We start from the raw sequence: 12,265 nt of genomic DNA, 5'->3' as shown, positions 1-12,265 counted from the left end.
CATCGATTGATAATCAAGTAACTATTCAAACTAGAGGACGTGCAGAAATGGCTGTGAAAATTGTACAAGTATCACATACCGATACAGATTTACATCGACTTATTCAGAAGCTGGATGAGGATTTAGCGCAAAGATATACGGCTGAGGAAGTATTTACAGTAGATTTTAGTGATCCTGGAATTGAGCAAATTGTATTTGTGGTCGCATACGAGCAAGGAGAACCGGTTGGATGTGGAGCCATAAAACCGCTGGATGAGGAGTATATAGAATTAAAACGATTTTATGTCACCCCCGAATTTAGAAGGAACGGCATAGCCGCACAAGTTTTGAATGATCTAGAAGCCAGAGCGAAGGATATGGATTATCAATATATCCGTTTGGAAGCAGGGGCTCCACAACCCGAAGCGCTTCATTTCTATAAAAAACATCATTATTATGAAATTGATAGATATGGTGAATATATTTCCTGCGATTCAAGCCTTTGCTTTGAAAAGAAGCTTTAAGTACCACCGTTAGCTCGAATGTCGGAACGCTATAATAAAACAAACCAACGACGCAAGGGTGGAAATGGTTCGTACATGATTCCATGGCGTCCAGCTGGCAACATAACGCGTCCATAATTCGGGGCCTGCGACACTTGGGTCTGCTGAGGCAAGCATATCGTTTAAAGGTACGTTAAATACAATCGTTACTAGAACGGAGCCAATGAGATAGAGAAGGCTGCCGGCAAGCAAATAGGTTGCCGCGGGTTCACCTAATCGGAAAAATGAGACAATCGCAAGTAAGATGCTTGCTAACGCTGTCCCAGAAAACACTAGACCAAACAACGGGTTCAATATTACGACGTTGATGGATTGCATGGCAGCAATGCTTTGCGCTGCAGGAAGACGCGAGAGAGCGGTCATCATAAACGTCGAAAAGACAAAAAACAATCCGGCCATCAAGCCTGAGCCAAGAGCAGAGAAAAAAGTTAAGACAACGATGGAGCGATCAAACATTTGGAGCCCTCCATATACCTGCAGCTGCGGTGTCTCGAGCGTAGTCGGTAAAATCCCGAGGATCACGGTTCAGAGCGAGCTGAACGCCATTTGTCAGATGTGAATTGCGTCCATCCAACACTTTAGTAAATAGCTCAGTCAATAACGTGAGAACATAATCAGGCATATCCTGCTGCGCAAGCGCAGAGATAAACTGCTCGGAGGTTACCTGTACGTAGCGGACATCTCTGCCGCTGGCTTTCGCAATTTCTTCGGTAGCTTCTTTAAAGGTGAGCGCGCGCGGGCCAGTCAGCTCATAAAGCTTGCCGATATGGCCATCCTCAGTCAGCGCTGCGACAGCGACATCTGCAATGTCATCCGCGTCGATGAATGGCTCAGCTACGTCCGCGGCAGGGAGTATAACACTTCCGCTGAGTACGGAATCCAGCAGGAAGCTTTCACTGAAATTTTGACAAAACCAGCTCGCCCGCAAAATAGTCCAGTCAGCGCCAGAGTCGCGCAGTGCGTTCTCACTAAGCTGAGCTTCTTCTTCACCTCGGCCGGACAATAGTACCAAGCGCTTGATTCCTTGTTTCACTGCTTGCTCAGCGAAAGCACCGATCGATGCGGCAGCACCGGGAAGCGCTAAGTCGGGGTAGTACGTAATATACACAGACTCTGCGCCTTGCAGGGACGCTGTCCATGTTGAGTGATTTCCCCAATCGAACGAAGGATCACTTGAGCGGGAGCCGATTCGAACGGGCAGTCCACGAGAGGTCAATCTTTCTGCTACGCGGCGACCCGTTTTACCGGTGCCTCCAATGATCAAAATAGGTTTGTTTTTCATAAAATCTCTCCTTTGCTTTTTTATTTATATTCAACAAAACAGTTAAACTTGTTTGCACAAGCAAATATTTTCTTAAATAAAGAAGAAGTCGTTATTCTTTATTTTCTAGTTGATCACTCACCGCACATAGTTGAAAGGACAGCTCTTCGCTTTCTTTTTCCCCGAGCAATAAGGCGTAACGTTTACGCAAATTCATCCAGCACTCATTAATCGTGTCATTTAATGCTTTGCCTTTCTCGGTGGCGGAAATAAGTGATAAACGCCCATCTACTCGGCTGGTGAGCAGCCCTTTGATAACAAGCTTCTCAATCAGACGGGTCACAGTGGAGGGCTGGAGATGGAGAATCTCGCCTAACTCCTTCTGTGAAATGCCATCCTTCTCATACACAGCCATTAATAAAAAAGCAGCCGTGGGTGACATGCCGCTAACGGCAAATTCATCTTCTGCCATCTTCGTAATAATTCTGCCCAATCGATTTGCAGTGAAGTACAGGCATTCCTTTAAATACGTATCCAGCATCGTTATTACCTCATTTTCACATAAAAGTTGTTTGTGCATACAAATATAATATATTTCCATTTAGTTGTAAAGCCTAATTTTTTTATGTCTGAGGCAGCCTAAGTATTACTGTTCAATTCTAGGCTGCCTCAGCATCTTAACTAACAGTTAGATCAATCATGCTTGCTACACGAGCAAATCTGCTCGTCGCTCACTCCGCCAGCGAAGAACAAATAGTAGAACTGCGCCTGCGGCAAGAAGTAAATAAGTTAGCGGCTGCACATGCTGCGCGTAATAAATATCGGCAAGTCTACCGATTAGTAATTTTTCCATCCATCCAAACATCAGAAAAGCATAAGGGATTTGGAGTCCGATGATAACCATGTAATTAGGAGCTATGCTCGAGATCCATGCTGCAAACACCGCGGTGATTAGACTGAGCGCATATATAGCTGCTACAGTCAGACCGATGTATTGTCCGAATGTGAGATCATACCAAAAGTAACCTATATTAAATATCGAATTGATGCCCGAGTCCAGAAATAATCCTGTTCCCAGCCTGCTATACATGAGGAAGAAGACGCCAAGCTGTACGGTTACGATAAGAAGTGTGGAAATCATTGCAGCAGTAAGCTTTCGCAAGAAAAGCCTTCGTCCGATTCGCGCAGTATATTGCAAATGAATAAGCTTGCTTCGTTTATCGTGAAGAAAAATAGGTGAAACCATAAAGAGGATGCTTAAACCGATAAGAACGGTCATGTAGATGATTAAACTCATATAATTACTGAAAACAACATCGGTAAATATCGAGTCACCCTCATCGGAAGCAACATGCTTCTCCATTCTATTCTGCTGCTTCGCATCAACCTCGCCATATGCGTTGTAAGGATATTTTTCACTATTTTCATAGCGTTCGATCATGTACCTGCGTGCTTGCAGCTCCCAGAACAGTTCGGTATCCGACTCGAATACAGCATAATTATGGAGCTTGTTCAGTTGCTCATTGTTATAATCACTGTTGTAAAATTGCTCATAGGTAGTGATCCCAGCATCCATGAATTGCTGATCGGTCTTCATGAATTGTTCTGCTTTTTCGATTGTTTCATCGTATTTCTGTCTAAACAGCTCATACTCAGCATTATCCATATGCGTGCCATAATCCTTTTTCATCTCAATGCTGGCTTTATGAATTTCAGTATCGGGATTTCCGTTAGGAAAATGTTGAAAATAAAACTGTATGAATAAGAAATAAAATACAACATTGATCGCTAGAAGCATAATGACCATCCTCAGGCCAAAAACCTTCTTTATTTCATGCAGCACGATTGTCATAGGAGCTCCTATCTAATTAATATTTTGTCGTTTAAATTGATGCAAGCAGAGGATGCAGCAAAGTGCTAACAGCGCCAGCCAAATGCCAGCTGTAATCCATTCGTTATTTGGAAGGCTCATGAAGGCGCCGCTTGCTGTAAACCACGCTTTCGAATTCAATACAAGATGAAAAGGGGTAAACCCTGTAAATAAAATAAGCTTTAAATCTCTTGGTACGAGGTTGGTGATTAGGAGAAAAGAGCCGAAAAGTATGGCAAATGCTCCAAATACCAAATAGCTGTTGCGAATAATTGCGGTTAACACAAAGGTGATGGCGGTAAAGATAAGCAGGAGCACAAAGATGAGCGCGATAGCACAGCCTAAATAGGCAATATAAGACATCGTGTGCCAAGTTAAATAAGGATAAGGCATACCGAATTCCCAATTGAAAAAGCTGCTGACCGGCACCTTCCAAAGCCCCTTGTAGCTGAAGGTCAGGAAGTAGGCGGACAACGAAAATCCGGTTAGAGCGGTCGTCACGATTATGCTGGCTGCAAAGGAGGAAAGCAGCTTATCCGTTTGCAGCTTTCTGCCTCGTTTGGTGGAGTAGTGCAGCAGATGTGTACCTTGCTCAAATTCGTAATTTCCTATATACCCGGTCATTAATACAACTAAAATCATCAGCTGCAGCAAAATAGATCCAATGAGCGTTTTGAACAGCATGGCATGTGATTGATAGATTTGACCAATGAAGAATAGATTCTTGTGCTCGCCACTTGCGATAAGCTGATGTAGTCTCTCAGCAATGTAGTAATACCGCTGTCTCACTAAATCAGCCGCCGAGCCGCTGAATCCATATTTCTTTATCTCGCCCTCGGCGATCTGCTTCATATCGAACCCAGCATAGGTATCATCGATGTCTTGCATCAAGAAATAATAATTTTGAATAACTCGCAGCTCATTAAACAAATCTAGCTCGTCACTGCTGTAAAGATTCGGTTGATCGGTCACGTAACGCTTATAATTTTCATATTCAAAAAAATCGCTGGGCATTTCATACGTTTGAGATGTCCGTTTATTCGTCAGCTTGTTCATTTCGTCCAGTCGCGACAAATAGTAAGACTTGTAATCCTCCTGCATCGGCTTAGTAATCTCGGAACCGAACTGTGCAACAAGCTCGTTCAATATGCTCATTTCATCCTTTTTATAAGCCTCTTGAGCAATGAGGAATAGATTATAAGCGGTAAACACCAGCAGCAGCGCGATAATGACGGGTGAGAGAAGCGCTTTTCTCAGCTCGTAAACTCGAATTTTCCAGCTCATACCGGTTGTTCCGCAGCGGATTCATCCTGATAAATGTAGATGAATACATCCTCAAGGCTTGGCGCTGAAGGGTGCCAATCGGGCTTAGGATGCCCTGTGCCTATAAACCTAAATTTCATCCGACCTGATTCCTGCTTCTCAGAAAGCGACAGATACGAATGTCGAAATGCATCTGCAGCATCAAAATCAACCGTAGTTTCATACACCATACCGTCGATGAGGCTGCAAATATTCGCAATGGAATCCTTATGCAGCACGCGTTTGTCCTTGATCAAAATAATTTCATTCGCAATCGATTCCACATCCGACACGATATGTGTAGACAATATAACGATTCGATTACGCGCTAGGCTGGTCAACATATTGCGAAACCGTGCTCGTTCCTTCGGGTCCAAACCCGCTGTAGGCTCGTCCAGAATAAGAATTCGCGGATCATTCAGCAGCGCTTGTGCAATGCCGACACGCTGGATCATGCCTCCGGAAAACTTTTTCATTTTTTTATCGATCACATCTTCAAGCGCAACGAGCTTCAGCAGCTCCACGATTTTGGACTTCGCGGCAGCGGTCTCGATGCCCTTTAAAGCCGCAATATAGAGAAGATATTTCCTCGGACTATAATTTTTGTAATAGCCGAAATGCTGGGGAAGATAGCCGAGCTGCTCGCGATAGCGTTCATCCAGCCTTATAATATTTTCGCCGTTGTACAATATTTCACCCTCACTGGGGTACAGCAGTGTGACTAGCATTTTAATCAACGTCGTTTTCCCTGCTCCGTTCGGAGCGAGCAGTCCGTAAACGCCGTTGTTGAATTCAAGATTAATGTGCTCCAGCGCGCTGAAGTTGCCGAAGCGTTTGGACACATTTTGTACGGTTAGCATGTCAGAGAGCTCCTTCCGAGCTTTGGAATGTCGTTAGCTTCTTAAGATTTTTTAAGGATATGGCGCATCCAAAGATGGCGACTGCAATATAAATAGAAATTGGAATGGCGGAAATGAAATGAAGATAAAACTCTTTGTTTAGCTGCAGGAGAGTCAGATTCAAAATAAACCAGCCTGCAATGAGCACATATTTCATCATGTCCGAATGCACGCTGACCATGATGTACAAGAAAGCAGCAGAGAAAAGAAATAGTGAGGCGGCTGACAGCGATATTGCGAATAAAACGTTTAGTTGGCTGTAAATGATGGCTGCCGCGACAATTAAAACCGCATTAACGACCATGCAGGCGAGGCTGAATACAAGCATCCTCAGCGAGGCAAGCTGGTACACATTATACTTGCAGGTCATTTCTGTCTCATACGTATCGCTGTACTTTCGGCGGACAAAAAATAGGAGAGCGATGACGAGATACAAAACGGGAGATCCGATGAATATGGCTGAATATAGGTCTTCACTCAGTACTCTTGTACGTTCAAATGCGGTGAGTGCGAACCAGATGATAAGAGCGAACCCGGCAGTTAGCGCAAAGACGATTTCTGTCCAGTCATGGAACAGATGCCTGAAGCCGAGACGACGATACATCGTTCGTAAATAGTGATAGAACGTTTGCTTTGGTACAAGGCCAGCTGCAACAATGCTGCGGATATGCTGTTCCATCTCAAGTTCATCCGGCAGTTCGACTTGCTGAAATTTTTGCTCATTCATTGCTGTCGCCTCCAAGCTGTTTTTTTAGCCTTCTGATCATGGCGTAGTATTTGGTCTTCGCTGTTGATTCTGGAATATTGAGCAGCGGCGCAATGTCAGAGAACGTGTACTCAGCAAAAAACTTCAAGCGGAAAATATGCTGTGAGGCAGCATCCATTTGATTTACCTGGAGCATTATCGTTTCAATCTGCTCTCTTTTTTCTATTTCCAATGTAAAATCGCCGTCATCTGGCATTTCCTCCTCTATCGGAGCGGTATGACGGGTATAGCTGTAATATTTGGAGCGATAGTAGTCGACGATTCGGTTTGTGGCAAGCTTGTACAGCCAAGTACGGAAGGAACCGCGGGCTCCGTCAAATTTTCCAATCGACTGCAGCATATGAATGAAAATGTCTTGTGTAAGATCCATGGACAGCTGTTTGTTCGTTGTTTGCCTGTACGCGTAGCTGTACATTTCCTTGTAGTACCGGGAAACGAGTGCATTCGCTGCCGTTTCACTGGATTGTCGCTGAACTTGCTTGATCCATGCTGCTTCTGTGTCCATATCGCTCTCTCTTTCCCGCATAATAAATTGCCGCTTGCTTGTATATTCGAAGTCCGGTCAGAAATAGTTTGCATGCACAGAAAGATTATGTGTATTTAATTGTCTTTGAGCTTGAATTTTGCTACAATTTTTATCAGGTTATATTTGGAAGGGGAATCAACACTATGCCAGTTACTTTGTAATAGTTTAATCTACAATTCTATTTTTACTATTACAAGGAAACAAAGCAAAGTGTGTTATACATCACATCATGCGGCGAATCCTTGTGATTTGCTGCTTTTTTTGTGATTTATGATGCTTCTTAATATTCTGCTTTGTATTCCTTCTATACATTAGGAGGATATCGATGAGTCATTCACAAAATACAGGCAATAGCATTTTAACTATAGCGTGCAAAGATATTATTTTGAGAGAGTATCAGGTCGAGGATTTAGATGCTCTGCATAATCTCACTTGGCAGCCTCATTTTCATGAATTTTTGCTGGATTGGAATGTTTCTAAGGAACAAAGGACAGACTGGTTCAACCATTATGAAATACCAGAAAATCTACGTTTTTTAGAAGCGGTATCCAAAGATGGCGATATAGGAGAGCTGCGGCTGCGACTGAGTATAATCTCCAGAGATACTGGCGAATTTATCGGTGTTTGCGGGACAGGAATATTGGATAAAATATCGCCGCCCAACAGAGAGATTTTTTATGGGATTTCAAATGATCATAGAAATAAGGGTTACACGACTCAAGCTGCAAACGGATTGATTCAGTATTTGTTCGAAAATACGAATGTCGAGGAGCTCGTGGCTATTGCTCAGATACGCAACGTACCATCGAATAAAGTGATCCAAAAATGCGGTTTTGAATTTCAAAACAATATCGTTATTGAAAATAGGGAATACAGTTATTACAAGCTTAAGCACATACATCATTCACAAATTTTATAATTTAATTCAGTGTAAAGGTATAGGAATAAAGAGCACTTAAAGCTATAATGGTTTTTAGTATATCATTTACAAAAGGACATGGGCCGTTAATGACTGTTTGGTCCAGCCGAAAAATAACTTTTAAGGAGTACTCGAAATGACTAAAACGCTTATTTTCGGGCACAAAAACCCGGATACCGACACGATTACATCAGCGATCGCATACGCTGAGCTAAAAACAAAGCTAGGTGCTGACGTTGAGGCGATTCGCCTTGGGGACGTTAATGGCGAAACACAATACGCTCTTGATTATTTCGGCATCCCAGCTCCTCGTTTGATCGAGAATGTTGCTGACGAGACTGACACTGTTATTTTGGTCGATCATAACGAGCGTCAACAATCCGCAAACGATATCGACAACGTACGTGTACTTGAAGTCATCGATCACCACCGTATTGCTAATTTCGAGACAAGCCACCCTGTATATTTCCGCGCTGAGCCTGTAGGCTGCACAGCGACAATTTTGAATAAATTGTACAAAGAGAACGGCGTTGAAATCCGCAAAGAAATTGCTGGCCTTATGCTGTCTGCTATCATTTCTGATTCCTTGCTGTTCAAATCGCCAACTTGCACGGAGCAAGATGTAGCAGCCGCTCGCGAGCTTGCTGAAATCGCTGGCGTTAATGCAGAAAGCTATGGTCTGGACATGCTTAAAGCAGGCGCGGATCTTAGCGACAAAACGATTGCACAGCTGATTTCCCTAGATGCGAAAGAATTCGCAATGGGCAGCTACAAAGTAGAAATCGCGCAAGTAAACGCGGTGGATACAAACGATGTTATTTCTCGCCAAGCTGAGCTGGAAGCAGCTCTTAACGATATTATTGCGACAAAAGGTCTGGATCTGTTTGTGCTTGTTGTAACGGACATTTTGAACAATGATTCCGTAGCGCTTGCACTTGGCGCTCAAGCTCACGCGGTTGAGAAAGCTTACAACGTAACGTTGGTAGACAATAAAGCGGTACTCAAAGGCGTTGTTTCCCGCAAATCGCAAATCGTACCTGTTCTTACAGAAACGCTAAGCAGCCTGTAAGAAACAGCGAGGCAGCAGCCGTTTGCCAAAAAAATAGCAGTCTGAAGCTTGGATTTCAAGTTTCAGGCTGCTTTTGTTTTGCTATACTAGAGAAGAAGGAGCGGATGACATGTTTACTGTAACAGAATATAGCGCTGAATTAATGAAGGACCCGTTTGGCATTTTATCAGGAAAGAGGTATGAGTTCATTCTTGATCTGGATGTAGCGGATGATGATGAGCTTTATCATGACGAGGGCGTGACGCTCCGTGTCATTTATGTGATCGAAGAGGATACAGCCCGCATCGCAAAGTATGAATTTCTAACCACTTCCTCCAATAAGTACATTGATTTTGAGCTGGAAGAGGATGAAGAGAAGATGGTACTGGCGTTTTGTCAGGAGCATTTTGACAAGCCGGAGGAATAAACAGCTTTTTAGCAGTTGAATTATAATACATAATTCAGTATGGAGCAGGGCTGGCAGCGTTTTTTAACGATGTCATCGATTAGCTGACATTGGCATAGATTAAAAAACCGAGAAGAGGCAGCACCCAAATGAGCGGTACCATTGCGATGGTAACCGCTATTTTCATTTTGTTGAACCGATAAAGCACCCAGCTTGCAATAATGGACAAAATAAGAGCTACCGGATAAAGCCAAATCACAATAAATAAAAGCACAGGCCAGAATAGATTTTCCGAGCCTGGCGAGTCGAACATCATAACAGACATTAACGCGACAAAAAGCCAAACAATCGTAAACAATCCGAACAAGATTTGGCTAATTAGCATTGTAAGAAAAACCTTTTTGTTTTTCATCACTCAACCCCCTTTCCCCCAAATATTATTAAAGCAAGCCTCGCGGATTTGTACAAGTGAAATTGTTACTTTCTGCCTATCCTCGGTTCCCTTTGTTATTTGTCACCCCTTAACCGCATAAAATTCAAAAACAGCTATTTTTTGCGGTGCATGCAGAGAGGAGCAGGTGATGAACAGGGCAAATAAGGATATTGAGCTGGCAGAGCGATTTGGCGCCCATAATTATCATCCCCTGCCGATTGTGATTAGCAGCGCAGAGGGCGTATGGGTGCAGGATTCAGAAGGTGCGCGCTACATGGATATGTTGAGCGCTTATTCGGCATTGAATCAAGGGCATCGACATCCTCGGATCATTAGAGCGTTAAAGGAGCAGGCGGATAAGGTCACGATTACATCACGAGCTTTTCATAATGAGGCACTTGGTGCGTTTTGCGAGAAGCTGGCGGCCTATACAGGCAAGGAACGAATTCTTCCTATGAATACAGGGGCAGAGGCAGTTGAGACGGCGATCAAAGCTGTACGTCGCTGGGCTTACAACGTCAAGAAAATACCGAATGATCAAGCTGAAATCATCGCTTTTGAGGGCAATTTCCATGGCAGAACGCTGACACTGACGTCTTTCTCCTCAAAGGAGGAATATAAGCAAGGTTATGGCCCCTTTACACCTGGATTTCGTGTTGTTCCATATGGCGACCTAGAGGCAGTGAAGGCGGCGATGCAGCCGAATACCGCTGCAATATTGATTGAGCCGATTCAAGGCGAGGCGGGCATTCGGGTTCCTCCAGATGGATTTCTTGCTGCTGTTGCTCAGCTATGTGCAGAACAGCAGGTGCTGCTTGTGGCAGATGAGATTCAAACCGGCTTCGGGCGTACAGGACGAAAATTCGCATGCGATTGGGAAAATGTCATTCCTGATATTTATATTATGGGGAAAGCGCTGGGTGGAGGGGTCATGCCTGTATCGGCTATCGCCGCGAACTGGAGCATTATGGAAGTATTCGAGCCCGGCTCTCACGGTTCAACCTTTGGGGGAAATCCGCTTAGCTGCGCTGTTGCGATTGCAGCGCTTGAAGTAACCGAAGAGGAAGGGCTGGCGGAACGCTCACAGCTGTTGGGGCAGTATTTGATGAGCAAGCTTGCTACATTGCGCCATCCGGACATTGCTGAAATTAGAGGACGCGGATTGTTCATCGCCATTGTGCTTTCGACGCCTGCAAGGCCTTATTGCGAGAAGTTGATGGAGCTGGGACTGCTTTGCAAGGAAACGCATGAGCATGTCATTCGGTTGGCACCGCCGCTCATCATCACGGAAGAGGAGCTCGACTTTGCTTTCGAACAAATTCAAACGGTCTTCGCGAATAGCATACAGGCAGGAGCGTGACGGCGATGAGCATTCCACAGGTGGCAATCGTTGCTGTTCCTTTTGGGAAAGGGGCAGGGAATCCCGGTGCGGAGCTTGGTCCAGCGCATATATTGCAGGCGGCAGAGCTTAGCCGCATGCTGGCGGAGCTTCACATCCCGCATCGGTTAGCGGGCGAGATTGGCTTAGTCACTCCAATACCGCCGCTTCAATCCGTAAATGCCAAACATTTGTCTGAGGTGCACGAAGTGACCAGCCGATTGTCTGAGCGCGTATCGGAGATCGTTGCGGCAAGGGAATTCCCGTTAGTGCTAGGCGGAGATCATAGCATTTCCATTGGGACGATTGCTGGCTTAGCCGAGCATTATAAAAATCTTGGAGTCATTTGGTTTGATGCGCATTCGGATTTGAATTCGGAGGATACAAGTCCATCGGGCAATATACATGGAATGTCGCTGGGCATCAGCCTTGGCAGAGGCATCCCATTGTTAACGAATTTAAGAGGATTTTCACCCAAAATAAAGCCAGAGCATGTCGCGATTGTCGGAGCCAGATCGCTTGATTCCGGCGAGAAGGCCTATATCCGATCTCTAGGCATCGCTTGTTATACCATGCATGATATTGATCGCCTTGGTATTGCACGCGTAATGGAGAAGGTAATACAGCAGCTTAAGCAAACGACTGATGGCGTCCACGTCAGCTTTGACATTGATAGCCTTGATCCGGTTGAGGCACCGGGTACGGGCACGCCTGTCAGGGGTGGGCTCAGCTACCGTGAAGCGCATCTTGCACTTGAGCTTCTTTATCAATCGGATCTGGTCACATCAGCCGAAGTTGTGGAAGTTAACCCAAGCCTCGACCATAATGACCAGACGGCTAAGCTTGCGGTGGAGCTAATTGGCTCGCTGCTGGGCGAACAGATTTTGTGAATCAGGAGAAAGCGCCTCAAGCGAC

Annotated in this window: 15 protein-coding genes; 6 read left to right on the top strand and 9 right to left on the bottom strand. The window is 44.7% G+C overall.

Annotation, left to right across the window (positions count from 1 at the left end; all coding sequences use genetic code 11):
• The first annotated feature begins 47 nt into the window (after positions 1-47).
• Complete coding sequence (locus tag AB4Z17_RS03420; protein WP_441958151.1) at positions 48-503, top strand: GNAT family N-acetyltransferase; 456 nt, start codon at positions 48-50, stop codon at positions 501-503.
• Positions 504-512: 9 nt separating this feature from the next.
• On the opposite strand, the gene AB4Z17_RS03415 is transcribed toward AB4Z17_RS03420, so the two are convergent.
• From AB4Z17_RS03415 to AB4Z17_RS03380, 8 genes are all read right to left on the bottom strand, one after another.
• Positions 513-998 (bottom strand): anthrone oxygenase family protein, encoded by a 486-nt coding sequence (locus tag AB4Z17_RS03415; protein WP_441958149.1) that lies wholly within the window; start codon positions 996-998, stop codon positions 513-515.
• Positions 991-1,824, bottom strand: a complete 834-nt coding sequence (locus tag AB4Z17_RS03410; RefSeq protein WP_441958147.1) for an NmrA family NAD(P)-binding protein — start codon at positions 1,822-1,824, stop codon at positions 991-993. The genes AB4Z17_RS03415 and AB4Z17_RS03410 overlap by 8 nt, the downstream gene beginning before the upstream one ends.
• A 91-nt stretch (positions 1,825-1,915) precedes the next feature.
• Complete coding sequence (locus AB4Z17_RS03405; RefSeq protein ID WP_076267273.1) at positions 1,916-2,344, bottom strand: MarR family winged helix-turn-helix transcriptional regulator; 429 nt, start codon at positions 2,342-2,344, stop codon at positions 1,916-1,918.
• 165 nt (positions 2,345-2,509) lie between these two features.
• Entirely contained in the window at positions 2,510-3,655 is a 1,146-nt protein-coding gene (locus AB4Z17_RS03400) for a hypothetical protein (RefSeq protein WP_076267272.1), read from the bottom strand.
• A gap of 12 nt (positions 3,656-3,667) precedes the next feature.
• Entirely contained in the window at positions 3,668-4,957 is a 1,290-nt protein-coding gene (locus AB4Z17_RS03395; RefSeq protein WP_441958145.1) for a hypothetical protein, read from the bottom strand.
• Positions 4,954-5,835, bottom strand: coding sequence for an ABC transporter ATP-binding protein (locus AB4Z17_RS03390; RefSeq protein ID WP_076267270.1), 882 nt, complete (start codon positions 5,833-5,835; stop codon positions 4,954-4,956). The genes AB4Z17_RS03395 and AB4Z17_RS03390 overlap by 4 nt, the downstream gene beginning before the upstream one ends.
• A 1-nt stretch (position 5,836) precedes the next feature.
• Positions 5,837-6,601 carry a hypothetical protein gene (locus AB4Z17_RS03385; RefSeq protein ID WP_441958143.1) on the bottom strand — a complete coding sequence of 255 codons (765 nt, stop codon included), beginning with the start codon at positions 6,599-6,601 and terminating at the stop codon, positions 5,837-5,839.
• Positions 6,594-7,166, bottom strand: coding sequence for an RNA polymerase sigma factor (locus tag AB4Z17_RS03380; RefSeq protein ID WP_441958141.1), 573 nt, complete (start codon positions 7,164-7,166; stop codon positions 6,594-6,596). The genes AB4Z17_RS03385 and AB4Z17_RS03380 overlap by 8 nt, the downstream gene beginning before the upstream one ends.
• Before the next feature lie 325 nt (positions 7,167-7,491).
• On the opposite strand from AB4Z17_RS03380, the gene AB4Z17_RS03375 reads away from it, so the two are divergent.
• The 3 genes from AB4Z17_RS03375 to AB4Z17_RS03365 all read left to right on the top strand — a co-directional run bounded on the left by AB4Z17_RS03375 (position 7,492) and on the right by AB4Z17_RS03365 (position 9,560).
• The gene (locus tag AB4Z17_RS03375; RefSeq protein WP_441958139.1) at positions 7,492-8,085 is read left to right on the top strand and encodes a GNAT family N-acetyltransferase; all 594 of its coding nucleotides are present in this window, start codon (positions 7,492-7,494) and stop codon (positions 8,083-8,085) included.
• 136 nt (positions 8,086-8,221) lie between these two features.
• Complete coding sequence (locus AB4Z17_RS03370; RefSeq protein WP_441911450.1) at positions 8,222-9,154, top strand: manganese-dependent inorganic pyrophosphatase; 933 nt, start codon at positions 8,222-8,224, stop codon at positions 9,152-9,154.
• Positions 9,155-9,263: 109 nt separating this feature from the next.
• Positions 9,264-9,560: a DUF6509 family protein gene (locus AB4Z17_RS03365; protein WP_076267265.1), complete on the top strand. Its 297-nt coding sequence runs from the start codon at positions 9,264-9,266 to the stop codon at positions 9,558-9,560.
• A gap of 79 nt (positions 9,561-9,639) precedes the next feature.
• Here the strand turns inward: AB4Z17_RS03365 and AB4Z17_RS03360 are convergent, their stop codons facing one another.
• Positions 9,640-9,951: a hypothetical protein gene (locus AB4Z17_RS03360; RefSeq protein ID WP_441911448.1), complete on the bottom strand. Its 312-nt coding sequence runs from the start codon at positions 9,949-9,951 to the stop codon at positions 9,640-9,642.
• A 169-nt stretch (positions 9,952-10,120) separates the two neighbouring features.
• On the opposite strand from AB4Z17_RS03360, the gene AB4Z17_RS03355 reads away from it, so the two are divergent.
• Positions 10,121-11,332 carry an ornithine--oxo-acid transaminase gene (locus tag AB4Z17_RS03355; protein WP_441958137.1) on the top strand — a complete coding sequence of 404 codons (1,212 nt, stop codon included), beginning with the start codon at positions 10,121-10,123 and terminating at the stop codon, positions 11,330-11,332.
• 5 nt (positions 11,333-11,337) lie between these two features.
• Positions 11,338-12,240 carry an arginase gene (gene rocF / locus AB4Z17_RS03350; RefSeq protein ID WP_441958135.1) on the top strand — a complete coding sequence of 301 codons (903 nt, stop codon included), beginning with the start codon at positions 11,338-11,340 and terminating at the stop codon, positions 12,238-12,240.
• Positions 12,241-12,265 lie beyond the last annotated feature (25 nt).

The sequence above is a fragment of the Paenibacillus sp. TAF43_2 genome (assembly GCF_052113545.1).
In the GTDB taxonomy this organism is placed as follows: Bacteria; Bacillota; Bacilli; order Paenibacillales; family Paenibacillaceae; genus Pristimantibacillus.
Note: the sequence above shows the minus strand (reverse complement) of the source record. Positions and strands in the feature narration are given on the sequence as shown.

Bases quoted from the DNA above. Each gene is read 5' to 3' on its own strand.
- AB4Z17_RS03420 (WP_441958151.1), top strand. From the start codon at position 48: ATGGCTGTGAAAATTGTACAAGTATCACATACCGATACAGATTTACAT.
- AB4Z17_RS03415 (WP_441958149.1), bottom strand. From the start codon at position 998: ATGTTTGATCGCTCCATCGTTGTCTTAACTTTTTTCTCTGCTCTTGGC.
- AB4Z17_RS03410 (WP_441958147.1), bottom strand. From the start codon at position 1,824: ATGAAAAACAAACCTATTTTGATCATTGGAGGCACCGGTAAAACGGGT.
- AB4Z17_RS03405 (WP_076267273.1), bottom strand. From the start codon at position 2,344: ATGCTGGATACGTATTTAAAGGAATGCCTGTACTTCACTGCAAATCGA.
- AB4Z17_RS03400 (WP_076267272.1), bottom strand. From the start codon at position 3,655: ATGACAATCGTGCTGCATGAAATAAAGAAGGTTTTTGGCCTGAGGATG.
- AB4Z17_RS03395 (WP_441958145.1), bottom strand. From the start codon at position 4,957: ATGAGCTGGAAAATTCGAGTTTACGAGCTGAGAAAAGCGCTTCTCTCA.
- AB4Z17_RS03390 (WP_076267270.1), bottom strand. From the start codon at position 5,835: ATGCTAACCGTACAAAATGTGTCCAAACGCTTCGGCAACTTCAGCGCG.
- AB4Z17_RS03385 (WP_441958143.1), bottom strand. From the start codon at position 6,601: ATGAATGAGCAAAAATTTCAGCAAGTCGAACTGCCGGATGAACTTGAG.
- AB4Z17_RS03380 (WP_441958141.1), bottom strand. From the start codon at position 7,166: ATGCGGGAAAGAGAGAGCGATATGGACACAGAAGCAGCATGGATCAAG.
- AB4Z17_RS03375 (WP_441958139.1), top strand. From the start codon at position 7,492: ATGAGTCATTCACAAAATACAGGCAATAGCATTTTAACTATAGCGTGC.
- AB4Z17_RS03370 (WP_441911450.1), top strand. From the start codon at position 8,222: ATGACTAAAACGCTTATTTTCGGGCACAAAAACCCGGATACCGACACG.
- AB4Z17_RS03365 (WP_076267265.1), top strand. From the start codon at position 9,264: ATGTTTACTGTAACAGAATATAGCGCTGAATTAATGAAGGACCCGTTT.
- AB4Z17_RS03360 (WP_441911448.1), bottom strand. From the start codon at position 9,951: ATGAAAAACAAAAAGGTTTTTCTTACAATGCTAATTAGCCAAATCTTG.
- AB4Z17_RS03355 (WP_441958137.1), top strand. From the start codon at position 10,121: ATGAACAGGGCAAATAAGGATATTGAGCTGGCAGAGCGATTTGGCGCC.
- rocF (WP_441958135.1), top strand. From the start codon at position 11,338: ATGAGCATTCCACAGGTGGCAATCGTTGCTGTTCCTTTTGGGAAAGGG.